Origin of the sequence: Phycicoccus sonneratiae (genome assembly GCF_016887965.1) — a bacterium.
In the GTDB taxonomy this organism is placed as follows: Bacteria; Actinomycetota; Actinomycetes; order Actinomycetales; family Dermatophilaceae; genus Phycicoccus; species Phycicoccus sonneratiae.
Map to the genome: position 1 here is coordinate 80,268 of NZ_JAFDVD010000021.1, position 25,989 is coordinate 106,256.

Consider the following 25,989-nt stretch of genomic DNA (forward strand, 5'->3'; position numbering starts at 1 on the left):
CCCGGACCCGTCGCGCGGCGGCGCTTCGCGCCGGAGTCTCCTCCCGAATCCCCGCGTCTCACCGCTACCGATAGACAGAGGGCCCGGCGAAAAAGCGTGCCGGGCCCTCTGTCTATCGGTGGAGCTGAGGGGATTCGAACCCCTGACCTTCTCATTGCGAACGAGACGCGCTACCAACTGCGCCACAGCCCCGAGTGCGGGAGAAACGATAACACCAGCGCGACCACGCCCCGAAACCGGTGGGAGGGGTCGCGGTCCGCACGAGGGCGCTGCCCACGTCGCCGCAGGTCACCGGGCGCTGCGACCGCCCGGCGACCGGTCCGTGGTGGGCGCCACCCCCTAGAGTCGGGCCATGCGACTGCGACTGCCCGGCACCCGCCGCTCCCCCGGCCCGGGCGACCTCCCGGCGCACCTGGCCGCCCCCGGGGTCGACGTGCTCGGTCCGGCGGACCCGCGGCGGCCTCCGGAGTGGTCGGTCCCCCGGGGCGTGCGCACGGCCAGCGAGTGGGCCTGGCGGGCGCTGGTCATCGGCGCCGCGCTCGTCGCCGTCCTCTACCTGACGAGCCTGCTCTCCGAGGTCGTCATCCCGATCATCGTCGCCCTCCTCCTGTCGGCCCTGCTGCACCCCCTCTACGCCCGCCTCTCGCGCGTCGTGCCGCGCGGGTTGGCAGCCGGCATCACGGTGCTCGGCACGATCGGCGTGGTCGCGGGGATGCTCTCCTTCGTCGGCTCGCAGCTCACGAGCCAGCTCGGCGACATCACCGGCAAGGTCACCGACGGCATCGAGCAGATCCGGCAGTGGGTGCAGGACACCTTCGGCATCACCGACACCCAGCTCACCGACTACATCGACCGGGCCCGCGAGTCGCTCAGCTCGGGCGGCATCACCGACTCCCTGACCGCCGCCGGGCTCACCGCAGGCCACGTCATCGCGGGCTTCTTCCTCGCCCTCTTCACCCTCTACTTCTTCCTCTACGACGGCCCGACCATCTGGGCCTGGGCGGTCCGCCTCTTCCCGCGCGGCGCCCGCGAGAAGGTGCACTCCTCCGGGCTCATCGCATGGGGGCAGCTCGCGGCGTTCACCCGGGCCACGGTCCTCGTCGCCGCCGTCGACGCCACCGGCATCGGGGTCGGTGCGCTCGTCCTCGGCGTACCGTTCGCCTCCGGCATCGCGCTGCTCGTGTTCTTCGGCGCCTTCATCCCGATCGTCGGTGCGGCGGTCTCGGGTGGTGTGGCCGTGCTCCTCGCGCTCGTCGCGCTCGGCCCCGTCAAGGCGCTCATCATGCTCGGCGTCGTCATCGGCGTGCAGCAGCTCGAGAGCCACCTGCTCCAGCCGTTCCTCGTGGGACGGGCGATGCGCCTGCACCCGCTGGCCGTCATCCTCGCCATCGCGGCCGGCGTCATCCTCGCGGGGATCATCGGCGGACTCGTGGCGGTACCGACCATCGCCGTGCTCAACGCGGTGGGCCACCACCTCCTCGACTCCCCCGACGGCCCCGAGACCTCCGAGAACCTGTCGGTGTCCGACGTCGTCGGGCCCCGGGACACGGCCCGGGCCCACGCACAGGCCGCCGAGGACTCGCCGGAGTCACCGATCGTCCCCGAGGTGCCGGAGGGCCCGGAGCGCGACTGACACCCCACCCGTTCGTCGCGGGCTACCGCGCAGTACTCGTCGTGATCACGACCAGTACTGCGGTGTAGCAGGGTCCTGGAGGGGTGGCGTGGGTCGGGTCGCTCAGGCGCCGGCGACGCGACGCTCGTCGAGGTCGTCCTCGCGAGCGCGCAGGCCCTCGACCGGCACCGGGTCGGGGGTGACCGCGGCCGGGGCGACCTCGGGCCGCTCGGCCTTGGCCTTCATCGTGTAGGTCGGCCGCGGCACGGGCACCGGGTCCCACGTCAGCGGGATGTCGTCCTCGTCGACGAGGTGGACGTACTCGATGACCGGCTCGGGCTCGGGCTCGGGCGCCGCGGGAGCGGCCTCGGCGACGACCTCCACCGGCTCGGCGGCCGCCACGGGCTCGACCGCCGCCGGCACGGTCTCGGCGGCCGGCTCGGCGGCCACCGGCTCGGCGGCGGGCTCGACGACGGCGCCGGCGGGGGCCGGGCGGGCGGTGGCGCGCGAAGCGGACGGACGCGCTGCGACCGGACGCGACGCGGCCGCGGCACGGCGCCGGGCCTGTTCGCGGGCCCGACGACGCCGGGCGGCCGCGGCGGCCCGGTCGGCGCGGACCCCGGCCCGCACCCAGGCCAGGGCGAGGACGACGGCGCCCAGTGCGACGGCGGGCGCCCACGGGACGAGGACGGAGAAGGCGGCCAGCGCCGCGGTGACGAGGAGCCCGACGAGCGTCGTGAGGAGGACCAGGCCGCGGGCGCGGCGCGGCGCACCGGCGCGGGCGGCCGGCGCCGGGCGGGCGTCGCGCTCGACAGGCGCGGACACCGTTCGCGGAGAGGGGACCTCGGCCGGGACGGCGCGCTTGACGACCACCTGCGGGCGGGCCGAGCGGGCCGGGTGCACCGACCACGACCGCGGCGCGGGGTCGGAGAGGTCGGTGCGCGGGATGGTGGCCCGGCGCTCGAGGACGCGCATCGCGGCACTGAACTGCTCGACCGAGCGAGCGGTCGCCAGGTGGTCCCGCCGACGGATCCAGTACTGCACGAAGTAGGCAGCCCAGACCCCGAGGAGGACGAGGAAGATCAGGCTCGACGGGGACTGCACGGTCCGACGGTAGGCGTGCTCACCCCGCCGGTCCCGCACCCGCGTCGGTGTGTCGCGCAAGTGACTCGTGTGACGACTGTGTCGCAGCCGTCAGCCGGGTCAGGCGCTGGAGCATCGTCTCCCCCGCGAGGTCCTCGACGGTGAGCGCGAAGGACAGGTGGTCGCGCCACGCGCCGTCGATGTGGAGGTAGTGCGGACGCCGTCCCTCGGACCGGAACCCGAGCTTGCGCACCACCGCGAGGCTCGCCGTGTTCTCGGGCCGGATGTTGATCTCCATGCGGTGCAGCCCGACCCGTCCGAAGAGGTGGTCGGCGACGAGCGCGACCCCGGTGGGCACGACCATCTGCCCGGCGACCGCTCGGCTCACCCAGTACCCGACGTAGCACGAGCGGAACGAGCCGAGGACGACCGTGCCGGCGTTCACCTGGCCGACGAGCCGGCCCCCCGCCTCGACGACGAGCGGCAGCGCCCGCCCGGCGGCACCGTCGGCGTCGTACTGGCCGACGAGGTCCTCGAAGGTGCGGGCCGGCGCGTCGGGGTCCGGCGACGTGGCGTCCCAGGGCTCGAGCCACGCGGCGTTGGCCCGGCGCACCGACTGGAAGACGGACCGGTCGGCGAGGGCGAGCGGGCGCAGCGTGATGGGCGTGCCGACGGGCGTCGTGCCCTGCAGGCGCACCGGCCACACCCACTCGGGGGGCGGCGCCGCCCCGCCCGGCCCGCGCACGGCCGCGACGAGCCGGCGCCACATCAGTGGTCGCCCCCGGCCACCTGGTCGAGGGCGTGCGGCAGCACCTCGGCGAGCACCGCGAGGGCGTCCTTGACCCCGCCCGAGGACCCGGGGAGGTTGACGACGAGCGTTCGTCCGGCCAGCCCCGCGAGCCCGCGCGACAGCACGGCGGTCGGGACGCCCTGGGCGACGCCGCGGGCCCGGACGGCCTCGGCCAGCCCGGGGACCTCGCGGTCGAGCAGCGCTCGGGTGGCCTCCGGGGTGCCGTCGGTGGGGGTCAGCCCGGTGCCCCCGGTGGTGAGCAGCAGGTCGGGGCCGGAGGCGAGCGCCTCGGCCAGCGCCGCCGCGACGGCCGGACCGTCGGGGACGACGACCGGGTCGTCGACGGAGGCTCCCCAGCCGCGCAGCGCCTCGACGATCAGTGCCCCGCCCCGGTCCGGGTAGACGCCCGCCGCGGCCCGCGTCGAGCAGGTGACGACCGCGACCCGGCGGCCGGCGAGGTCGGGCCCGCCGCTCACGCCTCCTCCACCCAGTCGCCGGAGCGGCCGCCGGACTTCGCGGTGACCCGGACGTCGGTGATGCGCGCGTGCTTGTCGACGGCCTTGACCATGTCGACGAGGGCCAGCGCGCCGACCGAGACGGCGGTCAGCGCCTCCATCTCGATGCCGGTGCGGTCGGCGGTGCGCACCTCGGCCCGCAGGTCGACGCCGTCGTCGGCGACCTCGAGGTCGACCTCGACGGCGTGCACGGCGACGGGGTGCGCCAGCGGCACGAGCTCGGGGGTGCGCTTGACCGCCTGGATGCCGGCGATGCGCGCGACGGCCAGCGCGTCGCCCTTGGGCACGGTCCCGTCCCGCAGGGCGGCGACGGCGGCCGCCGAGAGGAGCACGCGCCCCCGGGCCTCGGCCCGTCGCGCCGTGACGGCCTTGGCCGAGACGTCGACCATGTGGGCCGTGCCGTCGGCGCGGACGTGGGTCAGCCCGCTCACCGGGCGCTGGGGGTCAGCCACAGCCCCGATGATGCCCCAGGAGCGGCAGGCAGACCACGGTGTCCCCGGCCTCGACCCGCGCGACGTCCTCGGGGACCATCGCCAGCGCGGTGGCCCCGGCGAGCGCGCCGAGGACGTGCGAGCGCTGGCCGCCGGAGGGACGCACCCGGCCGTCCTCCTCGACGACGCGCGTCATCTCCGCCCGGCCCGGCGCGGTGGGCCACGCCTCGGCGGCGACCGCCTCGAAGCGGCCGTCGGCGTCGGGGTCGAGGCCGGCCATCCGGCGCAGGGCCGGCAGGACGAAGACGTGGAAGGAGACGAACGAGCTGACCGGGTTGCCGGGGAGCGTGACGACGGGCAGGCCGGAGGCACCGACCGCGCCGCAGCCCTGCGGCATCCCGGGCCGCATCGCGACCTTGACGAACTCGACCCCGCCGTCGGCGGTGAGGACCTCCTTGACGGTGTCGTAGACGCCCATCGACACACCCCCGCTCGTGATGACGAGGTCGGGGTCGCCGTCGGGCGCGGCGAGGAAGGCCCGCACGGTGTCGGCGTCGTCGCGCAGGTGCACCCCGGCCGCCACCTCGGCGCCGGCGGCCTCGACGAGCGCGCGGAGCATCAGGTGGTTGCTGTCGACGATCTGCCCGTGCTCGAGGGTCGACCCGACCGGGACGAGCTCGTCACCGGTGGAGACGACAGTGACCCGCGGGCGGCGGCGCACCGCGACCTCGGCGACGTTGGCCGCCGACACCAGCCCGACGTGCCCGGGTCCGAGGCGTGTCCCGGCCCGGACGACGACCGACCCCGCGTGCACGTCGTCGCCGCGGTGCCGGAGGTGCGCGCCCTCGACCGGCGCGACCCGCACCGCCACCTGCGCGGCCCCACCGTCGGTGTGCTCGACGGGGACGACCGCGTCGCAGCCGTCGGGCAGGGGCGCCCCGGTCATGATCCGCAGCGTGCGCCCCGGCGCGAGGACGTGCCGGGCGGTGTCGCCGGCCGCGACGTCGCCGTCCACCGGCAGGACGACGGGCGCGCCGGCGGCGGCCCCGACGAGGTCGGCGGCGCGCACGGCGTAGCCGTCCATCGCGGAGTTGTCGAAGCCGGGCAGGTCGACGGCGGCCGTGACGTCCTCGGCGAGGACGCGGCCGAGGGCGGACCCGATGGCGACGCGCTCGGCCGGCAGGGCGTCGACGAGGGCCAGGACGGCGGCCCGGTGCTCGGCGACCGTGCGCATCAGGACTGCCCCTCGAGCCGGGTGCCGTCGGCCAGGGTGCGCGCCTCGCCGGTGAGGTGAACGTCGCCGACGCACACGACGTCGGCGCCGAAGGTGACGTCGGCCTCGACCCGCAGGCTCGTGCACTCGCGCAGCGACGGTGCTCCGTGCGGGAAGCGGTCCTCGAACCCGTCGAGCAGCCGGTACTCCGGGCCGAGGTCGACGAAGGGCTCGGGCCGGTCGGTGGTGGCCTCGACCCGGCCGTCGTCGGTGACCCGGTAGAGGTCGCTGCGGATGAGGAGCAGCTCGTTGGTGGTCTTGACCGGCCGGAACCGGCTGCGCGGCACCGCGATCGCGCGGGCGCCGTCGAACAGCTCGACGGCGGCTCCCATCGCCGACTCGACCTGGACGACCGGCGTGGAGTCGGGGTCGGTGGGGTCGACGGTCTTGCGGTTGACGATGATCGGCAGGCCGAGCACGCCGTCGCGGTCGTCGAGCCGTGCCGCGAGGACGTCGAGATCGACCCAGAGGTTGTTCGTGTGGAACCACCGGTGCCGGTCGAGGTCCTGGAAGTACCCCTCCTCGCCTGGGACGACCATCGCCGAGTCGCGCAGCACGAGCCGGCCGTCGGCGCGGCGCACGACGAGCTGGCCGCCCTTGCGGTCGTTGACGGTGCGCGCGCTGACCTCGGCGACGTACGGGATCCCCTCGGCCGCCATCCACGCCGGGACGGCCCCGTCGCAGGTGGCGCCGAGGTTGTCGGCGTTGGAGAGAAAGAGGTACCGGTACCCGCGGGACCGCAGCTCGTCGAGCAGGCCGGTGGTGCGCAGCGCGACGTAGACGTCACCGTGGCCGGGAGGGCACCACTCGAGCTCGGGGTCGGCCGGGTGGTCGACGGGGAAGAGGTCGTCGGCGCGGAGCTTCGGCTCCTTGCTCTGCAGGAAGTCGAGCGGCAGGCCGTCGAGCTCGATGCCGGGGTGGCGCGCGAGGACGGCCAGCGAGGCGTCGCGGGTGCGGAACGAGTCCATGAGGAGCAGCGGCACCGCGACGTCGTGCTCGGCGCGCAACGCGAGGACCTGCTCGGCGATGACGTCGAGGAAGGTGCGCCCCTCGCGCACCTCGAGGGCCGACTTCGGGCCCTGCACACCCATGCTCGTGCCCAGCCCGCCGTTGAGCTTGACGACGACCGTGCGGCCCAGGGCCGCGCGGACCTCGTCCTCCGGCGGGCGGACGTCGTCGAGCGACGGCGGGTCGGTGAGCGGGTCGACGGTGTCCTCGGGGATGGTCCCGGTGACGTCGGCCGCGAGCTGGTCGTGGAACGCGGCGAAGACCCGGACGGCCAGTTCGTCGACGCCGGCCCTCCGCATCCGGTCCGTGGCCGCGCGCAGGGCGTCGCTCGTCATGGCGCCACCCTACGATGCAGGTCGTGGCCCCCACCCCGAAGACGCAGCGCCGGCGCGAGCTGCGGGCCCGGCGCCGGGAGATCGCGGCCGGTCGCGACGCCGCCGCGGACGACGCCGCGCTCGCCGCGGGGGCGCTCGCCCTCCTCCGCCGGTCGGGCCTCGGGCCGGGCTCGGTCGTCCTGTCCTACGAGTCGGTGCCCGGCGAGCCCCCGACCCCGGCGACCAACGCCGCGCTCGTCGCCGCCGGCGTGCGGGTGCTCGTCCCCGACACCCTCGCCGACCTCGACCTCGACTGGCACGACCTCTCCGACCCCGCGGCCGGACGGCTGGGCCTCGACGCCGTGGGCCTCGCCGACCTCGTCCTCTCCCCCGGGCTCGCGGTCGACCCCGGCGGCACCCGGCTCGGGCAGGGCGGCGGGTGCTACGACAAGGCGCTGCCGCGGCGCCGCCCGGGTGTCCCGGTCGTCACGCTGTTGCACCCCGGCGAGCTCGTCGGGGTCGACGACGAGCCGCTGCCGCGCGAGCCCTTCGACCAGCCGGTCGACGCCGTGCTGACGGCCGACGGGTACACCGCCCTGCGCTGAGCGCCGGCCGCGGAGGCCGTCCATCAATCGACACATTCGTCGAAAGATGGACACCGTCCACCAATCGACACATTCGCCGAAAGATGGACGGGACGGGTCGGATCGGGTCGGGTCGGGTCCGGTCGCGAGGCGTCAGCCGGTGCCGGACACCGGGTCCGGGCGCAGGGTCATCACGTCGGGGTCGGTGTCGTCGACCGCCGCCGCCGAGAACGGCCACGGTCGCTGCCGGCCGGCGACCCAGTCGGAGATCTGGTCGGCGTAGTGGTCGTCGGTGGCGTGGCCGCTGACGCCGGTCTGGTTGACCCAGGTCGAGCCGTCGAGGTCCGAGAGGTCGACGACCATCCGCATCGACGGACCCCAGTCGACCTCGTACCCCTGGCTGGCGTCCCACCCGTTGGCGTTGACGATGGCCGAGCCGCCCGGCATGTCGTACGGGCCCTCGTTGAAGAGCCACCGCACCGGGCCCGGCACGCTGTCGCCGCCGAGGACCTTGTGCTCCAGCGTGATGCGGTGCAGCTTGCCCCAGTCCCACTCCTGCGGGTCCTTGCCGAGCTCCTTGGTGAGCTCGAGGCGGGCCTGGACGAGCGCCTGCCGGAGGATCTCGTCGCGGCCCTCGGTGACGTTGGGCGTCAGCTTGTCGTCCCACCACTCGCTCTGCGGGTCCTTGAGGAGGGCCTGCACCGCCGCGCGCCAGCGGTCGCCGCCGTCGGCCTTCATGTCGGCGGGCAGCTCGTCGTCGAAGAGCAGCTCGCAGAGGTTGCGCCACACCGCGTTGTAGTAGGCGGCGGCCGCCGAGGCGTCGGAGTCGGAGGCCGGCGTGGAGAAGTTCCAGCCGCGCAGGAGGTCGCGGGCGTCCTCGGTGAAGTCGAGGAGGTCCTGCTGGTCGGCCTCGCCCGTCGGCCCCTCGAGCGGCACCGCGAGCAGCGCCGGCACGAGGACCTTGGCGAAGAGGTCGGTGTCGTCCATCTGCACCGAGGCCATGTCGGCCGGCGTGGCCTTCTCGAGCGACGCGAGCCGCTCGGCGATGCGGGTCGAGCGCCAGCCGTGGTCCCACTCGGAGGTGAGGAACGGCGTGCGGCTCGAGGTGACCTCCTGGTTCGCGGCGACGATGACGCCGTCCGGCGGGTCGAACGCCCACGGCAGGTCCTCGAAGGGCACCCAGCCGGTCCAGTCGTAGGAGGAGTCCCAGCCCGGCGCCGGCCAGTACCCCGGCACGCTCTTGGCGATCGCCGCCCGGCGCACCGGGATCTGCCCCGGCGCCTGGTACCCGATGTGCCCCGCGCGGTCGGCGTAGAGCAGGTTCTGGGCGGGCACGGCGAACGAGCGCGCGGCCTCGCGGAACTGCTCGAAGGTGCGGGCCTTGTTGAGCCCGATGATGGCGTCGGCGGTGCGGCTCGGCGTGAGCCCGGTCCAGGCGAGGGAGACCGCGTAGTCCTGGTTCTCGTCGCCCTCCTGCTGGGTGGGGGCCCGCGCCCCGGCCTCGCGCGCCGAGGACAGGACGTCGGACATGATCGGCCCGTGGGTCGTGGCCCGGACGGTGATGCGCTGGTCGGCACCGCCGGCGACCTTGATGGTCTCCTCGCGGGTCGTCACCTGCTCCCACTCGCCGTCGCGCAGGTAGGTCTGGCCGACGATCCGCTCGAGGTAGAAGTCGGAGACGTCCGGGCCGAGGTTCGTGAAGCCCCACGCGATGTCGGCGTTGTGGCCGATGATCACGCCCGGCACCCCGGCGAACGAGAAGCCGGAGACGTCGAGCGGGCACTCGGCGCTCACCGTGCGGCAGTGCAGGCTGTTCTGGATCCAGATGCCCGGCTGGCCGACCCCGAGGTGCGGGTCGTTGGCGAGCAGCGGCCGGCCCGAGGCGGTGTGCTGGCCCGAGAGCACCCACGAGTTCGAGCCCACCCCGTCGCCGTGGCCGACGAGCTGCGGCACGGCCGCGAGGGCGCGGTCGACGGCCGCGTAGGCCGCCTGTGCTCCCGGTGTCGTCGTCTCGGCGACGACGTCCTCGTCGGCGGCGGTCAGCGCCGGCGGCACCGCCGACGGGTTCGTCGTGACGCCCGCACCGGGGGCGGTGCGCCCCGGGGCCCACTCGGCGTCGGAGAGGATCGGCGGGTGCGCCGCGGAGTCGTACGCGGGGTAGGCGGCGTTGATCTGCGCACGGGACATCCGCCCCGAGAGCCGGGCCCGGGCCAGCTCGTCGGTGTAGTCCCCGCGCAGGTCCCAGGCCATCGCCTTGAGCCACGCGAGGCTGTCGACGGGGGTCCAGTCCTCGATGTCGCCGAGCGGCAGCTGGAGCCCGAGGACGGTGTACTCGGCCGACACCTGGCCGGGCGAGCGCCCGCGCAGGTAGCGGTTGACGCCGTCGGCGTAGGCCTGGAGCAGCTGGCGGGTCTCGGGCTCGAGGGTCGGCAGCTCCTCCTCGGCGACCCGCCGCCAGCCCATCGTCCGGACGACCTTGTCGGTCTCGACGCCCGCGGACCCCACGAGCTCGGAGAGCCGGCCGGCGGTGATGTGCCGGCGCAGGTCCATCTCGAAGAACCGTTCCTGGGCGTGCACGTAGCCCTGCGCGCGGGCGAGGTCGGTGACCGAGTCGCCGTAGATGTGCGGGATGCCGCTGCCGTCGCGCTTGACGGTGACCGCGGCCGACAACCCGGGCAGGGTCGCCTCTCCGGAATGGGTCGGGAGGGAGTCACGGACGGCGCGGACGACGACCACTCCCCCGACGAGCGCCGCGACGACGACGAACGCGATCAGTCCCAGCAGGACCCGGCGGGCGACGACGAGGCGACTCACCCTGCGAGACTAGGACACCACCCCCGACGACAACGAGGACGGTCCCGGTGACACTCCCCTGGGCGAGCGCCATCGCCGGCGGTGGCGTGCGCGCCGGCCTGCCGGCCGAGCCGGCGACCTCGGGGTTCTCGCTCGACGACCTGTCCTCGGTGCTCCTCGTCGGCAGCATCGTGCTCGTCGTCGCGGTCGCGGCGGTGCGCCTGTCGCTGCGGTCGGGGCTGCCGTCGCTGCTCATCTACCTCGGCATCGGGCTGGCCCTCGGTGAGAGCGGCCCGCTGGGCATCCGGTTCGACTCCCAGCAGCTGACCCAGGTGCTCGGGTACGCCGCGCTCGTCCTCATCCTCGTCGAGGGCGGGATCACGACGCAGTGGTCGGGCATCCGGCGCTCGGTGGCCCCGGCCGCCGCGCTCGCGACCGTCGGTGTCGCGGTCAGCGTGCTCGTCGTCGGGGTCGTCGCGCACCTCGTCCTCGACTGGTCGTGGGAGGTCTCGCTGCTCATCGGCGCGGTCGTGGCCTCCACGGACGCGGCGGCCGTCTTCTCGGTGCTGCGCCGGGTCCCGTTGCCGCGCAGCATCTCCGGGATGCTCGAGGCCGAGTCGGGGTTCAACGACGCCCCGGTCGTCCTCCTCGTGACCGCCCTCGCCGCCCAGCTGGCGCCGGACGGGCAGCCCGAGCCGGTGTGGCAGATCCTCCTCGTCGCGGCGGCCGAGCTCGCCGGGGGCGCGGCGATCGGCCTCGGGGTCGGGTGGCTCGGCGCCCGGCTGCTGCGGCTCGTCGCGACGACGTCGTCGGCCCTCTTCGCGATCGGGGTCCTCTCGGTCGCGGTGCTCGCGTACGCGGCCGCCGACACGCTGCACACCTCGGGGTTCATCGCCTGCTACCTCGCGGCGCTCGTCCTCGGCAACGTCCGTCTGCCGCACCGCCCGGCGGTCGTCGGCTTCGCGACGGCCATCGGCTGGCTCGCGCAGATCGGCTTGTTCGTCCTCCTCGGCCTGCTCGCGTCGCCGGAGGGCTTCCCGGGCCAGCTGCTGCCGGCCCTCGTCGTCGGCGCGGCGGTGCTGCTCCTCGGGCGGCCGCTGTCGGTCATCGCCTCCTGCCTGCCGTTCGGCATCCCGTGGCGCACGCAGGCCTTCCTCTCGTGGGCCGGGCTGCGCGGAGCCGTGCCCGTCGTGCTCGCCACCGTGCCGGTCACGGCGGGGACCCCGGGCGTGGAGTGGATGTTCGACCTCGTGTTCGTCCTCGTCGTCGTCTTCACCCTCATCCAGGCGCCGACCCTGCCGTGGGTGGCGCGGCGGCTCGGGGTCGACGCCCCGCACCACCGCGTCGACCTCGCCGTCGAGGCCACGCCGCTCACCGACCTCGGGGCCGAGCTGCTCGAGATCGACGTCGGGCTCGAGTCGCGCATCGGCGGGGTGCGGGTCTTCGAGCTGCGCCTCCCGAAGGGCGCCAACATCGCGCTCGTCGTGCGCGACGGCGGCTCCTTCGTACCGCGCGAGTCCGAGGTGCTGCGCCACGGCGACCAGCTGCTCGTCGTCGCGCCGTCGGCGGTGCGGGCCGCGGTCGAGCGCCGGCTGTACGAGGTGAGCCGGGGCGGACGGCTCGCCGACTGGTCCGACGGCTGAGAGCCCCCGCCCCTGAGGGTCCCGGGGGCGGGTCAGGGTCGGGTCAGGGCCGACCCCCGTAGCCGCCCCACCCCGCCCGGCGGGAGAGTCCTCGTCATGATCTCCGTGGACCACCTCACGAAGCGCTACGGCGCCTTCACCGCCCTCGACGACGTGTCGTTCGAGGCCCGACCGGGCCGGGTCACCGGCTTCCTCGGGCCGAACGGCGCCGGCAAGACGACCGCCATGCGCGTCATCGCCGGCCTCACCCCGGCGGGCGGCGGCAGCGCCACCGTGCTCGGGCGCCCCTACGCCACGCTGCCGAACCCGGGCCGGCACGTCGGGCTGCTCCTCGACGCCTCGGCCCAGCACGCCGGGCGCACGGGGCGCGAGGTGCTGACCCTCGCCGCCGTGCTCACCGGCGTCGACCGCCGTCGCGTCGACGAGATGGTCGACCTCGTCGGCCTGACGTCGAAGGAGGCGAACCGCCGGGTGCGCAACTACTCCCTCGGGATGCGCCAGCGCCTCGGCATCGCCCACGCGCTGCTCGCCGACCCCGAGGTGCTCGTCCTCGACGAGCCGGCCAACGGCCTCGACCCCGCCGGCATCCGGTGGATGCGCGACCTGCTGCGCGGCTTCGCGTCCCGCGGCGGGACGGTGCTGCTCAGCTCGCACCTCCTCAACGAGATCGAGCGGGTCGCCGACGACATCGTCGTCATCGGGAACGGCCGGGTCGTCGCGCAGGGCACGACCGAGGAGCTGCTCGCCGGCTCCGGGACCGTGGTGCGCTCGACCGACGACGCCACGCTGCGCCGGGCCCTGGAGGTCGCGGCCGTGGGTGTCTCGCCCGTCGCGACGGGCGGCCTGCTCGTCGAGGCCGACCCCGAGGCCGTCGGACGGGTCGCCCTCCGGGCCGGCGTCGTCCTGCGCGAGCTGCGCTCGGGCGACGAGCGCGGCCTCGAGGAGATGTTCCTCGACCTCACCGCCACCTCGGCCCGCGAGGGGGTGGCGGCGTGAGCACCACGACGCCCGACACCCGCTCCGACGCGTCCGCCGTCCTCGTCGGCGAGCACGGCGGACGCCTCCCCGCCCCGATCCCCGGCGAGCGCCCGACCTCCGGCACCTCCTTCGGTCGCCTCGTCCACGTCGAGCTGCGCAAGATGCTCGACACCCGCGCCGGCCGGTGGCTGCTCATCGCGCTCGGCGTCGTCATCGCCGGCGCCCTGACCATCCTGTTCGTCCAGCAGGGCGGCGACCACCCGTTCGGCACCTACCTCCAGGCCACGACGATGCCGATGGCGATCCTCCTGCCGGTCGTCGGCATCATGGCGGTGACCTCGGAGTGGTCGCAGCGCACCGCCCTCGTCACCTTCACCCTCGAGGCCCGGCGGACCCGGGTCGCCTGGGCCAAGGTCGTCGCCGCCCTGCTCGTCGGGGTCGCCGCGGTCGTCTTCTCGTTCGCGCTCGGTGCCGCGGCGCACGCCGCCGCCATCGGCCTGCGCGGCGCCGAGGGCGACTGGACCTTCACGTGGACGGCGCTGCTCGGCGCGGCCGGGTACGTGCTGCTCGGGCTGCTCCAGGGGCTCGGGTTCGGGATGCTCCTGCGCAACACCCCGGCCGCGATCGTCCTGTACTACGTGCTGCCGACCGGCTGGTCGATCCTCGGGTCGCTGTGGTCGCAGGCCGAGAAGGCCGGCCAGTGGCTCGACATGAACCGCACGATGGAGCCGCTGTTCTCCGGCTCGCTGACCGGCGAGCAGTGGGCGCAGCTCGCGACCTCCGTCGGGGTGTGGGTCGCCCTCCCGCTGACCGTCGGGATGTGGTGGATCACCCGGGCCGAGGTGAAGTAGGCCCCTGGCAGGGGGACGTCCCCGGACCGGTGCGCCGGTCCGGGGACGTCGGTCACCCCTCCTCGCGCCGGTGCCCCGCGGCGAGGTCGGCGAGCCGCTCGAGGTCGATGGTGTCGCGCGGGGCGACGGCGACGCTGACGCGGGTGACCGCCCGCAGGGTCGCCGTGCGCCGGCCGCCCTCGAGCAGGCTGCGCTCGCCGAGCACGGCCCCGGGCCCGACCTGGCCGACCTCCTCGCCGTCGACCTCGACGGCGAGCATCCCGTCGAGGACGAGGAAGAGCTCGTCGCCCGGTTCGCCCTGGCGGGTGAGGGTGTCGCCGGTGTCGAGCCGGCGCACCTCGGGGGTCGCGCCGCCCATGATCTCGTCGGAGAGCTGGCGCTCGAGGTCGGTGCCGGCCTCGGCGACGACCGCGGGTGAGTCCTCGTCACCCCAGGGGGTGCGGTGGCCGAACGCGTTGCGCGTCCACGACTCCTGGTCCGTGACACCGCTCTTGGCCGCGAGCCGCCCGTCCGGGCCGTAGACCCAGTGCCGAGGGAACGGGCTGGCGCCGACGAGCTCGACGGTGCTCGACCCGTCGGGACGGAGCGTGAGCCCGAGCGTGGTCCACACGACGGGCGAGAGCCACTGGGCGAAGGGGCGGTGCGGCACCGCCCGGGGGAAGGGGGCGCCCGTGCGCCCGCCGACGGTCTGGACCAGGCGCACCGACCCGTCGCCGCCGACCTCGGGGTCCTGTCGGATGGTCGGCAGGCGTCCGGCGCGCAGGGCGACCGTGAACGGACCGACCCGCACCCGGGTGATCCCGATGACCAGGCCCGAGCCGTCGCCGTAGCCGGCGTCGGTGACGCGGTCGCCGTCGACGTCGGCCCAGCCCTCGAGGAGGTTCCCCCACCGGAAGCGGTCGTCGGCGTTGAGGGCGTGGACCTCCCCCGGGGCGAGGCGGTCGGGCGGCGGGTCGTCGGTGTGGGTGAGCCCCATCGACATCCCGGCGCGGATCATGCCCCGCGCGATGTCGGACGGGATCCACGACAGCGTGGTGGCGGTTGCCTCAACCCTCATGACGGGCCCCCTTGCTCGCAGGCGATGGCCCACTGTAGGGCCGTCGCTGGAGGCCCCGAGGGCTCCGACGCGTGGTTATCGTGGGCGCCATGCCGGACCCGGAGCCGCCGGCGCAGCCGCCTGACCAGCGGCTTCGCGAGCTCGAGCAGGCCATCGAGGCCCTCGAGGCGCAGCGTGGCGTGCTCGGCGACGCCGTCGTCGAGACCGCCCTCGGCCCGTTGCGCGAGCGACGCACTGCGCTGCGCGGCGGGACCGCGGGCGAGCAGCGGCGGCTGGTCAGCGTCCTCTTCGCCGACCTCGAGGGGTTCACCGTCCTCTCCCGCCGGCTCGACGCCGAGGACGTGCGGGCCGTCGTCGCTCGCTGCTTCAGCGCGTGGCAGCGGGTCATCGAGGAGCACGGGGGCGTCGTCGAGAAGTTCATCGGCGACGCGGTGATGGCCGTCTTCGGGCTGCACCGCTCGCACGAGGACGACGCGGTGCGTGCGGTCCGGGCGGCGCGGGCGCTCGTGGCCTCGCTCGGGCCGGTCGCCGAGGAGGTCGAGGTCCGGCACGGCGCGGCACTGCACGTGCGGGTCGGGGTCGACGCCGGCGAGGTGGTCGTCAGCACCCTCGGCGAGCGGGCCGGGCACGACTTCGTCGCCGTCGGGCCGACCGTCAACCGGGCCAGCCGGCTCCAGGGCGAGGCACCGCGCGACGGCGTGCTCGTCAGCGCCGACGTGCGCCGGCTGCTCCGCGGGAGGTTCTCGCTCGAACCCCGACCGGGGCTGTCGCTCAAGGGGATCGACGAGCCGGTCGACGCCTTCGTCGTGCTGCGCGAGCGGCCGGTCGGCTTCGACCTCGAGCCGACGGCCGGCGTCGGCGGGGTCGAGACGACGACCGTCGGACGGGCGGTCGAGCAGCTGACGCTGCGCGAGCACCTCGCGGACGTCGTCGACGAGCAGGCCTGGCGCATCACGACCGTCGTCGGCGACGCCGGGGTCGGCAAGTCGCGCCTGCTCGCGGAGTTCGACACCTGGCTCAGCGAGCGCCCCGACGCCGTGTGGTGGTTCCGCGGGCGGGCCTCGCCGTCCCAGCAGAACCGCCCCCACACGCTGCTGCGCGACGCGCTCTCGACGCGCTTCGGCATCACCCCGGACGACGACCCCGCCACCGTCCTCGCCCGCTGCGAGGCGGGGTTCGCGGCCGCCGCCGGGGCCTCGGAGCGCACCCGGCGCGACGCCCTCGTCGTCGCCCGCTGGCTGGGGTTCGAGGTGGGCGGCCCGGACGCCGCGGGTGTGCCGCGCGAGCCGCAGGCGCTGCGTGACGAGGCGAGCGAGCTGCTGGCCCGCTACCTCGCCCGGCTCGGCGCCGAGGCCCCGGTCGTGCTCCTGTTCGAGGACCTGCACTGGGCCGACGACGCGACGCTGCGCTGGCTCGAGGACGCCCACGAGGTGCTGCGCGACGTCCCGGTGCTCGTCGTCGCCACCGCGCGGCCGGCGCTCCTCGAGCTGCGGCCGCACTGGGGCGAGGGGCTCGAGCACCACCGCCGGCTGGCGCTCGGGCCACTGTCCCGGCGGGAGAGCCGCCAGCTGCTCGACCAGCTCCTCGCCCGGGTCGACCGGGTCCCCCCCGAGCTCGTCGCGCTCGTCGTCGAGGGCGCGGAGGGCAACCCCTTCTACATCGAGGAGCTCGTCACCTGGCTCGTCGACACCGGTGTCGTCGAGCCCGGCCCGGACGGCTGGCGGGTACGGGCCGAGGGGGTCCGGGCCGTGCGGGTGCCCTCGACGCTGCGCGGGGTGCTCCAGGCCCGTCTCGACGGCCTCGAGCCCGACGAGCGGCAGGTCCTCCAGCGCGCGTCGGTCGTCGGGCGGGTGTTCTGGGACGCCGCGGTCGGCCGGCTCGGCCGGGGCAGCCCGAGCGCGGTCGGTGACGGGGCGGTGGCGGACGACCCGGTGCCGGCGCTGCTCGACCGGCTGCGCGGTCGCGACCTCGTGCTGCGTCGCCCGGGGTCGTCCATCGAGAGCGCCCACGAGTACCTCTTCAAGCACGCCCTGCTGCGCGACGTCGCCTACGACGGGATCCTCCGGACCCACCGCCGCGCCTACCACGCGCGCGTCGTCGACTGGCTCGTCGAGGTGAGCGAGCGGTCCGGGCGTACCGACGAGTACGCCTTCCTCGTCGCCGAGCACGCCGACCGCGCCGAGGACCCGTCGGCGGCCGGCTGGTACCTGCGCGCGGCCGGCCGGGCGGCCTCGGTGCACGCGCCGGAGGAGGCCCTGCGGCTGCTCGACCGGGGGCTCGACGTCGCGCCCGAGGACGACCCGGGGCTGCGCTTCGACCTCCTCGCCGCCCGGGAGGAGGTGCTCGACCGCGAGGGCGACCGCGACGGCCAGCAGCTCGACGTCGAGCGGATGGAGGTCCTCCTGGGCCGGCTCGACGCGGCACGCCGGGTGCGCCTCCACCTGGCCCGGGCGCGGCTCGACTTCGACACGAGCCGGTACGACGAGGCGGTGCGCTGGGCCACCGCGGCCGTCGAGGAGTCCACGGCCGGTGACGAGGAGGCGCTGGCGCGCGGTCGGCTGCTCGCCGGCAAGGCCTTCACCTGGGCCGGGGACGCCGGGCGAGCCCGTACGGAGCTGGCGGCGGCCATCGAGGTCGCCGACGCGGCGGGGCTCGACGCGGTGGCCGGCGAGGCGCTGCGCTACCTCGGGATGATCGCCGGCAACGAGGGCGACTACGCCGGCTCCCTCGAGCGGCTCGCCGCCGCTCGTCTCCGCTTCGCGGCCGCCGAGGACCCCGAGGGCGAGGGGCGCGTCCTCGTCCAGGAGTCGGCGACGCTCTACAACCTCGGCCGGCTCGCCGAGTCGCGGACGGCGCTCGAGGCCGCCCGGCCGGCCTTCTCGCGCTCGCGCTACCGGTACGGGGAGGCGCTCGTTCTCGGCAACCTCGCGACGATCGCCGCCGGCCAGGGCGAGCTCGGTGCCGCGCTCGGCTGGGTCGTCGAGGCCGTGGAGGCCACGCGTCGCCTGCGCGACGTCGAGGCGGTGGCGACCAACCTCGGCGCCCTCGCGGAGATCGAGGTCCAGCTCGGCCGGCTGGCGGCGGCCGAGGCCCACGGCCTGGAGTGCGCCGAGCTCGCCGCCGGGGTGTCCACCGACTCGCTGCGCGCGCACGGGCTGTCGATGGCCGCGGCGGCGGCCTCGGCCGCGGGCCGCCACGACGACGCACGGCGCCTCGCCGGGGACGCCGTCGAGGCGGGGCGCACGGGCCACGAGCCGCGGGCCTTCGGCGCCGCGCAGCAGGTGCGCGGGCAGGTGCTCGCCGCCGCGGGAGCGCACGAGGAGGCGGCGGCGGCCTTCGCCGAGGCCGGCTGGTCGCTCGAGGGGCTGGGGGTCGACGGGCTGGCCCTCCAGGCCCGGGCCGGCGAGGCGGCCTCCCGCGCAGCGACGGGGGACGTCGAGCGCGCGCTCGCCCTCGTGGAACCGGTGCTCGCCGCGGTGGCGGCCGACGACCTCGGCGGGGCCCAGCCCGAGCCGGTCTGGCGGGCCTGCCTCGCGGTGCTCGACGCCGCCCGCGACCCCCAGGCCCCGGAGCTGCGGGCCGACGTGCGGCAGCGGGTCGAGGCCCGGGCCCGGCTCGTCGGCGCCGACGTCGAGGCCGAGTACCGCGCGGCGCCGGTGGTGCGCGAGCTCCTCGAGGGGGCGTCTCGGGGCGACGACCCGGCCTGACGCGGCGGCGGCCTGCGGGCGCGACGCGGCGCCGTCCACCCGGGCGGGAACACCGGAGGGCCGACCCTCGCTTATCCTTGGTGCCGCGCGCCGCCGCGAGACCCGCACCCCCGTGCCGGGACCGGCGGTGCCCCGATGTCCGTCCGAGGAGGACCCACCGTGCCGACGTACGCCTACGCGTGCACCGCGTGCGACCACCGCTTCGAGGTCGTCCAGAGCTTCAGCGACGACTCCCTCACCGAGTGCCCCGAGTGCAGCGGCCGGCTGCGCAAGCTGTTCAACGCCGTCGGCATCGTCTTCAAGGGCGGCGGCTTCTACCGCACCGACTCGCGGTCGGGGTCGGGCTCCTCGGGGTCCGGGTCGTCGTCCTCCGGCTCGTCGGGCTCGTCCGACGGTGGGTCGCCCTCGGGGTCCTCGTCGTCGTCGGACTCGGGCTCCGGCTCGGGCTCGACGTCCTCCGGGTCCGCGACGCCGGCCGCGTCGTCCACAGGGTCCTCCTCGACCGGGTCGTCGTCCACAGCCTCGGGCTGACCCCTCGTCCGCGCGGCCGCCGGCACCTAGCGTCGGCGGCATGTCCGATCGCACGCCCCCGCTCCCGGGACTCCTCGGGCGGGGGCGTCGTGCGCGCTGGCGGCGCTCGGTGCTGCGGCGGGTGCTGTCGGCCGGCTGCCTCGTCGCCGCGGCGGCCACCGGCCTCCAGCTCGTCCGCCCGCCGCCGCCGCCCACCGTCGAGGTGCTCGTCGCGGCGACGGACGTGCCCGCGGGGGCGGTGCTCGGGGCGCCGGACCTCCAGGTGGTGCGGGTGCCGGTGGCCGCCCGCCAGCCGGGCGCGCTGACCGCGGTCGGTGCGGCCGCGGGTCGGCGCAGCGCCTCGGCCCTGGCGGCCGGGGAGGCCGTCACCCGCACCCGGCTCGTGCCGCGCACGCCCGCCGAGGGGTTGACCGCGGGGTCCGTGGCGCTCCACGTCGGCCTCGCCGATCCCGCGGCCGCCGACGTCCTCGCGGCCGGGCAGCCGGTCTCGGTCTTCCCGGCCGTCGGCGGGCCGCTGCTGGCCCGCGACGCCACGGTGCTCGCCGTCGACCCACCGGCGCCGAGCGACCTCGGGTCGCTCGGTGGCGGCGGGCCGCCGCGCGGGGTCCTCCTCGAGCTGCCGGCCGGGTCGGCCGAGCGGGTGCTCGCCGGGCACGGTGGCACCGACGGCACGGTCTCGGTCACCGTCGTCGCGCGGGCCGGGTGAGGCGGGCCGTGCGGCCTCCCGCCGCCGGGTCCGTTCCACGGTGGGGACGGGGGAGTGCGCGAAACGGCGGGTGGGCCTAGGTTGGCCCCGTCGGAATCCCCCTGCAGGAAGGGTCACCATGAAGGGGTTCAAGAACTTCATCATGCGCGGCAACCTCGTCGAGCTCGCCGTCGCGTTCATCATCGGCGGCGCGTTCGCCACCGTCGTCAAGGCGTTCACGGACGTCCTCATCGAGGCCCTCGCCAAGGCCGGCGGCGCACCGAACTTCGACGAGTGGCAGCCGGGCGACTTCACGAAGGTGGGCCCGTTCCTCACGGCCCTCGTGGCCTTCGTGTTCCTCGCGGCCATCGTCTACTTCTTCGTCGTCAAGCCGTACGAGATGGCCAAGGAGCGGATGTTCCCCAAGGAGCCGGAGGCCGAGACGATCGACCCGAACACCGAGCTGCTCAAGGAGATCCGCGACGAGCTGCGGGCCGGCCGCAGCACCCCCTGACGCGGACCACCGCGCCACCGCAGCACTGCACCACCGCACGGGGCGGCGTCCCACACCGGGACGCCGCCCCGTCGTGCGCGCCTCCCGACCACGTCGTGCGAGGTGCGTGCGGTTCCGGCGGGCCCTCAGCGTGTCGATGGGCCCGCAGGTCGCACGAGGTCGCTACTCCCAGTGGGGCGGACGCTGCTCGTGCAGCCAGCGATCGTGCCCGCTCTCGCCCTCGACCGGGGCCTCGCGCGGTGCGGCGAGGTCGGGCGACTCGTCGGTGCCGGGGCGGGTCGACGGCCGCACCGCCCGGCGCGGCCGCCGTCGTCGGGGACGGGGGCGGGCGGCCTCGTCGTCGGGTTCAGCCACCGGGGGCGCGGCGCACCCCGGCCGCCTCGAGCACGCGGGAGACGACCCGGGCCGGGTCGCGGAAGACGTCGGTGGACCAGACGCGCAGGTGCTGCCAGCCGCGGCGCTCGAGCTCGGCGACCCGCACGAGGTCGCGGTCGCGCCCGGACCCGACCCGCGCGTAGCCCGGCCCGTCGGACTCGACGGCGAGCAGCAGCCGGCCCGGCCGGGTCGGGTCCTCGACGGCCAGCTCGACCGGCACCGTGGAGGTGCCGACCTGCTCGTGGACGACGAGGCCGTGCTCACGCAGCCGCCGGGCGAGGTCGCCGAGCAGCACCGGGCCGTCCTCGTCCGAGGTCCGCACGCCCTCCTCGCCCGACCGGGCCTCGACGTGCTCGAGGACCGCACGCAGCATCCGGGCGCCGGAGGTGCGCAGCCGGTCGGGGTCGAGCTCGTCGGCGGTGATGGTCGAGACGACGGTGAGGCTGCGGCGGGCCCGGGTGAGGGCGACCCCGAGCCGCCGGTGCCCGGTGTCGGTGCCGATCGCACCGAAGCGGTGCAGCACCCGGCCGTGCGGCGTCTTGCCGAAGCCGACGGTGAGCAGGACGTCGTCCCAGGTCTCGCCCTGCACGTGGTCGGTGTCGCGGACGGCGAAGGCCTCGGGGCGGTCCTCGCCGAAGAAGCCGGCGACCCGGTCGTCGGCTCGGGCGACGGCGTCGCGCACGGCCGCCTCGACGAGCCGCCGGTGGCCGGGGCCGAGGGCGATGACGACGAGCGAGCGGTCGGGGCGCCGGCGGGCGTGATCGAGGACGAGCTCGACGACCCGGGCGACCTCGGCCGGCGTGGACTCGACCGCGGCCTCACCCTCGGCGACGACGCCGTGGCCGTCGACGAGCTCGTGCCGCAGCACCGGCTCGGTGCCGGTGCCGGGGAAGGTGACGAGCGCGTCCTCGTAGAGCTCGTGGTCGACGAGGGCGACGAGCCGCTCGTCGAGCACCCCGTACTGCCAGGTCAGCCGCCGCTCGGGCAGCACGCCCTCGAGCACGTCGAGCACCGACTCGGTGTCGGTCTCCTCCGGGACGTCGACCCCCGCGGAGACGACGAACGGCGTGGGCGGGAGCGCGAGCCGGTCGCCGACGACGACGACGCGCCGGCCCCGCGAGAGCGCCGCCACGGCCTCGGCGGGCGCGACGAGCGAGGCCTCGTCGACGACGACGACGTCGAACCACTCGCCGGGGGGCAGCACCGACGGGACCGCGAGCGGGCTGGTGGTCCAGCACGGCCGCACCGCGGTGGCGAGCTCGCCGACCGAGGACAGCAGGTCGGGCAGCGGGCCGGGGCGCCGCGAGCGCGCGGCCTCCGACCGCAGGCGGGTCTCCTGGTCGGGGCGGGCCCGACGGACCTCGGCGACCCGGGCCGACACGGCGGCGAGCACGCGCGGCACCTGGCTCTCGAGGGCGTCGCGGTCGGCGTCGACGAGGGTGGCGACGGCCTCGGTGAGGGCGCGGCCGTCGTGCCCGGACACGACCGGGTCGCGGGCGCCGATCTCGTCGGCGAGGGAGCACCACCAGACCCACTCGAGCTCGGTGGCGACCCGCTCGGCCGCGACCCCGCGCCCGCGCAGGTCCTCGACGAGGGGCGTCAGCCCGAAGCGGTCGAGGGCGTCGAGGGCGAGGCGCTGCTCGGGCGCCGTCGCGAGCCGGTCGGCGGCGGCGTGCAGGGCCCCGACCCGGCCGGCGAGCTCGGGGAGGTCGAGCTCGACGAGATCGAGGTCGTCGGCGTCGTGCGGGAGGCGGTCGTCGACCCACGAGACGTCGTCGACGAGGGCGTCGTGCGCCGCCCGGGCGCGGTCGAGCTCGACGGGGATCTCGGGCCGGCCGCCGGAGCCGGCGAGGTCGCGCCAAGCGTGCCGCTGCGCGTGCGCCTCGCGCAGGGCCGCGTGCAGGTCGGCCGGGGGGCGCCCGGGGCGCAGCAGCGCCCGGGCCTGCCGGCGGACCCGCCAGCGCTCGACGACGCCGAGGTCGCTGCCCGCGGCGCGCCGGCCGGCGGCGTCCCCGGTGGCGGCGACGAGGTCGTCGAGCGGGATGTCGAAGACCTCGGGCCGGAACACCTCGAGGGTGTCGCGGACCTGGCCGACGGTGGCGAGCACGCGGTCCCAGTCGAGGACGGTCGGGCTGGCCGGCAGGTGCACGCCACGGAAGACGTCGCCGAGGGTCCGGCGCGTCTCCTCGACCCGGCCGGTGGCCAGCCGGGCGACCCGCTCGCCGGCCTCCTCGGCCTCCTCGGCGGTGCGCAGCTCGGCACCGAACCACGGGTCGCCGGGGCCGTCGGCGTCCCAGCCCGCGAGCTCGGCGAGGCGCACGAGGGTGGCCCGGGCCTCGGCGAGGGTCTCGCGGTCGAGCCGGACGAGGACGTCACCGGGCAGCCGCACCCGCGAGCGCGGCGGCCGCTCGAGCAGGGCGTGACGGCACACCTCCTCCTGCACCTCGTGGAGCGTGACCCCCCACGGCGCGCGGCGCCCGTGCAGCGCGCGCAGGTGGTCGTCGAGCAGCGCGGCGGCGTCGGCGCGGGCCCGGCCGTCGTCGGCCCCGGTCGCCGCGCGCTCGCGGTCGCGCAGCCGGCCGGCTTTGCGCGGGCCCTGCTCGAGCGCGCGGTCGAGTCCCTCGACGAGCCCGCGGACGGCGGCGCGCCGCCCGTGCCCGCCGTCGGGCAGGTCGAGGACGAGGTCGCCCAGCCCCACCGAGGCGAGGCGCTCGTGGACGCTCGTCAGGGCGGTGCGCTTCGGGGAGACGACGAGGACGCGACGGCCGTCGGCGGCGAGCGCCGCGACGAGGTTGGCGATCGTCTGCGAGGCCCCGGTGCCGGGCGGGGCGTGGAGCACCAGGTGCGAGCCGGCCCGGACGGACTCGACGGCCTCGCGCTGCGCGGCGTCGGCGTCGAGGACGAGGACGTCCTCGGCGGGGCGCTCGCCACCGTCGGTGTCGGCCCCGACGGACACGGCCGGGAGGGCGTCGGCGTACCCGGCGAGCGCCGCGACGACGTCGTGCCGGGCGAGCGCGTCGGCCTGCGCACCGAGGTCGGCGACGAGCGGGGCCTTGTGGTACGGGAAGGTGCTGACGACGACGCGGGGGTCGACGGAGAGGTCGGGGACCTCGTGGCAGGCCTCCGCGAGCGCCGCGTACGCCGGGTAGGGGTCGACGGCACCGCTGGCCGTGACGAGCGCCTCGAGCCGGTCGGTGTCGAGGACGATGCCGTGCTCGGAGGCCATGAACTCGACGAGTGCGGGGTTGACCTCGAGCTCGTCCCCCGGCTCGAGGAGCCAGTCGGAGCGCCGGGCGTCGGCGGGGCGGGTCGCGCAGGCGCGGAGGAAGACCGGCGCGCCCGGCTGGCGCGGCACGACCCGGCCGTCCTCGAGGACGACGGTCCAGGACGCCATCCCGATGCCGAGGAAGCAGGTGCGCACCCCGTGCTCGCGCTCGATCTCGGTGGCCGTGTCGTGGATCCGGGCGAGCCGCTCGCGGGCCTCCTCGAGGGCGTGCGGCTCACGGACCAGGTCGGAGAGGCGGGTCTCCTCCCCGGCGAGGAGGCCGCTGCGGGCCCCGAGGTGGGCGGTGGACAGGTCGAGGGTGCCGACCGGCAGGTCGCGGTACCAGAGCAGCGTGTTCGGTCCACCGAGCTCGACGAGGTGGCGGGTCCACCGGGCCCGGGCCTCGGCGACCCGCTCGGCGCGGAGGGTGGCGGCATCGGGTGCCACGGACAGGTGTCCTCCCCTCCGGTGCTCCTCGGGCGCGCGACCGCCGACGCCGGCCCTGTCGCGGGTCCGTGCGTCGCGCGCCGGGCCGCTCGCAGTCACCTCAGCAGGCTAACAACGGCGGCGCCGCGGGCCGGGGAGGCGCCTGCGCGGGTCGCGACCCCACCTGTGGCGGGCCTCAGGCGGTCGCCGGGGCGGGCGGGTCGGCGGGGAGACGGGTCGTGACGGCGAGCACGCCGATGGCCAGCGCGAAGGTCAGGGAGGTGAGGGCGAGGGCGTGGAAGCTCACCCGGTCGACGATGACCCCCGCGACCGCCCCGCCCCCACCGGCGGCCAGCCCCATGAGCAGGTCGGACGCCCCCTGGGCACCCGGGCGCTCGGCGGCCGGCACGGCGTTGGTGAGGAGCGTCGACCCGGCGACGAGCGTGCACGACCAGCCGAGGCCGAGGAGGAAGAGCCCGGCGACGAGGGTGCCGGACTCGCCCATCGGGGAGGCCGAGGCGAGCAGGGTGGCGGCGGAGAGGATCCCCGCCCCGAGCAGGGCCACGGACCGTCCCCCGAGCCGGTCGACCGCCATCCCGGTGAGCGGCGAGAAGGCGAACATCCCGAGGATGTGGATGCTGATGACGAAGCCGATGACGGTGAGGTCGGCGTTCCCGTGGTGCATGTGCAAGGGGGTCATCACCATGACGCTGACCATGACGCCGTGGCCGAGGGCCAGGGTGAGGATGCCGAGGCGGGCCATCGGTCGGGAGAAGGCGACCCGCAGGCCGCGCACGACCGACCCGTGGGTCGGCTCGCCGGCCTCGTCGCCCTCGTCGAGGGCGCGGCGGCGCGCCTCGACGAGGGGGTCCGGGCGCAGCCGGAGCGCGACGACCCCGATGGCCAGGAGCAGGCCGACGAGCGAGAAGACGAACGGTCCGGTGAGCCGCGGCAGGCCGAGGGCGTCGGCGACCGGGGCACTGGGTCCGACGAGGTTGGGGCCGAGGACGCTGCCGACGGTCGTCGCCCAGACGACGATGCTCAGGTCGCGGGCGCGACGGTGCGGGAGTGCGAGATCGGCTGCGGCGTAGCGGCTCTGGCTGTTCGACGCGGTCGCTCCCCCGAAGAGGAGGCTGGCGACGAGCAGCAGCGGGAAGTTCCGGACGATGCCGGCGGTGACGAGGCCGACGGCCCCGACGGCGGCCAGCGCGTACCCGAGCACGAGGCCCGGGCGGCGTCCGCGGGCGGCCATGACGCGCGCCATCGGCACGGCGACGAGCGCGGCGCCGAGGACCTGGAAGGTGCCGCCGAGCCCGGCGTAGCGGGCCGAGCCGGAGACCTCCTCGGCGAGCAGCGCCCCGACGGCCACGCCCGCGGACAGCCCGACCCCGCCGAGCATCTGCGAGGCCACGAGGGTGCGGACGACGTGCCGCTGGAGCACCGCCCGGTCGGCGCCAGCTGCGAGCGGCGTGGGCGGGGTGGTCACGCCCGGCAGTATGCCCCGGCGTGGTGACGGCGCCGGATGGTCGTCTCGCGGCGGCGCCGTGGCGCCCC

General features: G+C 76.1%; 19 protein-coding genes and 1 tRNA gene. 9 read left to right on the plus strand and 11 right to left on the minus strand.

Going from position 1 to position 25,989, the window contains the following annotated elements; translation table 11 throughout:
- Positions 1–119: 119 nt before the first annotated feature.
- Positions 120–192, minus strand: a tRNA-Ala gene (locus JQN70_RS17130).
- Positions 193–352: 160 nt separating this feature from the next.
- Between JQN70_RS17130 and JQN70_RS17135 the strand changes: the two genes are divergently transcribed.
- Entirely contained in the window at positions 353–1,633 is a 1,281-nt protein-coding gene (locus tag JQN70_RS17135; RefSeq protein WP_204132594.1) for an AI-2E family transporter, read from the plus strand.
- A gap of 102 nt (positions 1,634–1,735) precedes the next feature.
- Here JQN70_RS17135 and JQN70_RS17140 read toward each other — a convergent pair whose 3' ends face one another.
- From JQN70_RS17140 to JQN70_RS20330, 6 genes are read right to left on the minus strand one after another with little or no spacing between them, the layout of a single operon-like run.
- Positions 1,736–2,716, minus strand: a complete 981-nt coding sequence (locus JQN70_RS17140; protein WP_204132595.1) for a SepX/GlpR family protein — start codon at positions 2,714–2,716, stop codon at positions 1,736–1,738.
- A 19-nt stretch (positions 2,717–2,735) separates the two neighbouring features.
- Positions 2,736–3,464 (minus strand): GNAT family N-acetyltransferase, encoded by a 729-nt coding sequence (locus tag JQN70_RS17145; RefSeq protein WP_204132596.1) that lies wholly within the window; start codon positions 3,462–3,464, stop codon positions 2,736–2,738.
- Positions 3,464–3,961: a MogA/MoaB family molybdenum cofactor biosynthesis protein gene (locus JQN70_RS17150; RefSeq protein ID WP_204132597.1), complete on the minus strand. Its 498-nt coding sequence runs from the start codon at positions 3,959–3,961 to the stop codon at positions 3,464–3,466. Before JQN70_RS17150 ends, JQN70_RS17145 begins: the two co-directional genes overlap by 1 nt.
- Positions 3,958–4,389, minus strand: a complete 432-nt coding sequence (gene moaC / locus JQN70_RS17155; protein WP_204132643.1) for a cyclic pyranopterin monophosphate synthase MoaC — start codon at positions 4,387–4,389, stop codon at positions 3,958–3,960. The genes JQN70_RS17150 and moaC overlap by 4 nt, the downstream gene beginning before the upstream one ends.
- 55 nt (positions 4,390–4,444) lie before the next feature.
- Positions 4,445–5,665 carry a molybdopterin molybdotransferase MoeA gene (locus JQN70_RS20325; protein WP_239111765.1) on the minus strand — a complete coding sequence of 407 codons (1,221 nt, stop codon included), beginning with the start codon at positions 5,663–5,665 and terminating at the stop codon, positions 4,445–4,447.
- Positions 5,665–7,047 (minus strand): UTP--glucose-1-phosphate uridylyltransferase, encoded by a 1,383-nt coding sequence (locus JQN70_RS20330; protein WP_239111766.1) that lies wholly within the window; start codon positions 7,045–7,047, stop codon positions 5,665–5,667. The genes JQN70_RS20325 and JQN70_RS20330 overlap by 1 nt, the downstream gene beginning before the upstream one ends.
- Before the next feature lie 14 nt (positions 7,048–7,061).
- Here JQN70_RS20330 and JQN70_RS17165 point away from each other — a divergent pair, with 14 nt between their 5' ends.
- On the plus strand, positions 7,062–7,631 hold the full coding sequence (locus tag JQN70_RS17165) for a 5-formyltetrahydrofolate cyclo-ligase (RefSeq protein ID WP_204132598.1): 570 nt from the start codon (positions 7,062–7,064) through the stop codon (positions 7,629–7,631).
- 132 nt (positions 7,632–7,763) lie between these two features.
- On the opposite strand, the gene JQN70_RS17170 is transcribed toward JQN70_RS17165, so the two are convergent.
- Positions 7,764–10,424 (minus strand): penicillin acylase family protein, encoded by a 2,661-nt coding sequence (locus JQN70_RS17170; RefSeq protein WP_204132599.1) that lies wholly within the window; start codon positions 10,422–10,424, stop codon positions 7,764–7,766.
- Positions 10,425–10,471: 47 nt separating this feature from the next.
- Here JQN70_RS17170 and JQN70_RS17175 point away from each other — a divergent pair, with 47 nt between their 5' ends.
- The 3 genes from JQN70_RS17175 (at position 10,472) to JQN70_RS20335 (ending at position 13,875) form a co-directional block, all read left to right on the plus strand.
- Positions 10,472–12,046 (plus strand): potassium/proton antiporter, encoded by a 1,575-nt coding sequence (locus JQN70_RS17175; protein WP_307836051.1) that lies wholly within the window; start codon positions 10,472–10,474, stop codon positions 12,044–12,046.
- Between the two features lie 96 nt (positions 12,047–12,142).
- The gene (locus JQN70_RS17180) at positions 12,143–13,042 is read left to right on the plus strand and encodes an ABC transporter ATP-binding protein (protein WP_204132600.1); all 900 of its coding nucleotides are present in this window, start codon (positions 12,143–12,145) and stop codon (positions 13,040–13,042) included.
- The gene (locus JQN70_RS20335; RefSeq protein WP_204132601.1) at positions 13,039–13,875 is read left to right on the plus strand and encodes an ABC transporter permease; all 837 of its coding nucleotides are present in this window, start codon (positions 13,039–13,041) and stop codon (positions 13,873–13,875) included. The genes JQN70_RS17180 and JQN70_RS20335 overlap by 4 nt, the downstream gene beginning before the upstream one ends.
- Positions 13,876–13,927: 52 nt before the next feature.
- On the opposite strand, the gene JQN70_RS17190 is transcribed toward JQN70_RS20335, so the two are convergent.
- Positions 13,928–14,932: a cyclic nucleotide-binding domain-containing protein gene (locus JQN70_RS17190; RefSeq protein WP_204132602.1), complete on the minus strand. Its 1,005-nt coding sequence runs from the start codon at positions 14,930–14,932 to the stop codon at positions 13,928–13,930.
- An 89-nt stretch (positions 14,933–15,021) separates the two neighbouring features.
- On the opposite strand from JQN70_RS17190, the gene JQN70_RS17195 reads away from it, so the two are divergent.
- From JQN70_RS17195 to JQN70_RS17210, 4 genes are all read left to right on the plus strand, one after another.
- Positions 15,022–18,639 (plus strand): ATP-binding protein, encoded by a 3,618-nt coding sequence (locus tag JQN70_RS17195; RefSeq protein ID WP_204132603.1) that lies wholly within the window; start codon positions 15,022–15,024, stop codon positions 18,637–18,639.
- Positions 18,640–18,798: 159 nt separating this feature from the next.
- Entirely contained in the window at positions 18,799–19,170 is a 372-nt protein-coding gene (locus JQN70_RS17200) for an FmdB family zinc ribbon protein (RefSeq protein WP_204132604.1), read from the plus strand.
- A gap of 40 nt (positions 19,171–19,210) precedes the next feature.
- The gene (locus JQN70_RS17205; RefSeq protein ID WP_204132605.1) at positions 19,211–19,876 is read left to right on the plus strand and encodes an SAF domain-containing protein; all 666 of its coding nucleotides are present in this window, start codon (positions 19,211–19,213) and stop codon (positions 19,874–19,876) included.
- Between the two features lie 118 nt (positions 19,877–19,994).
- Positions 19,995–20,369: an MscL family protein gene (locus JQN70_RS17210; protein WP_204132606.1), complete on the plus strand. Its 375-nt coding sequence runs from the start codon at positions 19,995–19,997 to the stop codon at positions 20,367–20,369.
- 346 nt (positions 20,370–20,715) lie between these two features.
- On the opposite strand, the gene JQN70_RS21075 is transcribed toward JQN70_RS17210, so the two are convergent.
- Both JQN70_RS21075 and JQN70_RS17220 read right to left on the minus strand, forming a co-directional pair.
- Entirely contained in the window at positions 20,716–24,456 is a 3,741-nt protein-coding gene (locus JQN70_RS21075; RefSeq protein ID WP_307836052.1) for an AAA domain-containing protein, read from the minus strand.
- A gap of 175 nt (positions 24,457–24,631) precedes the next feature.
- Positions 24,632–25,921 carry an MFS transporter gene (locus JQN70_RS17220; RefSeq protein WP_307836053.1) on the minus strand — a complete coding sequence of 430 codons (1,290 nt, stop codon included), beginning with the start codon at positions 25,919–25,921 and terminating at the stop codon, positions 24,632–24,634.
- Positions 25,922–25,989 lie beyond the last annotated feature (68 nt).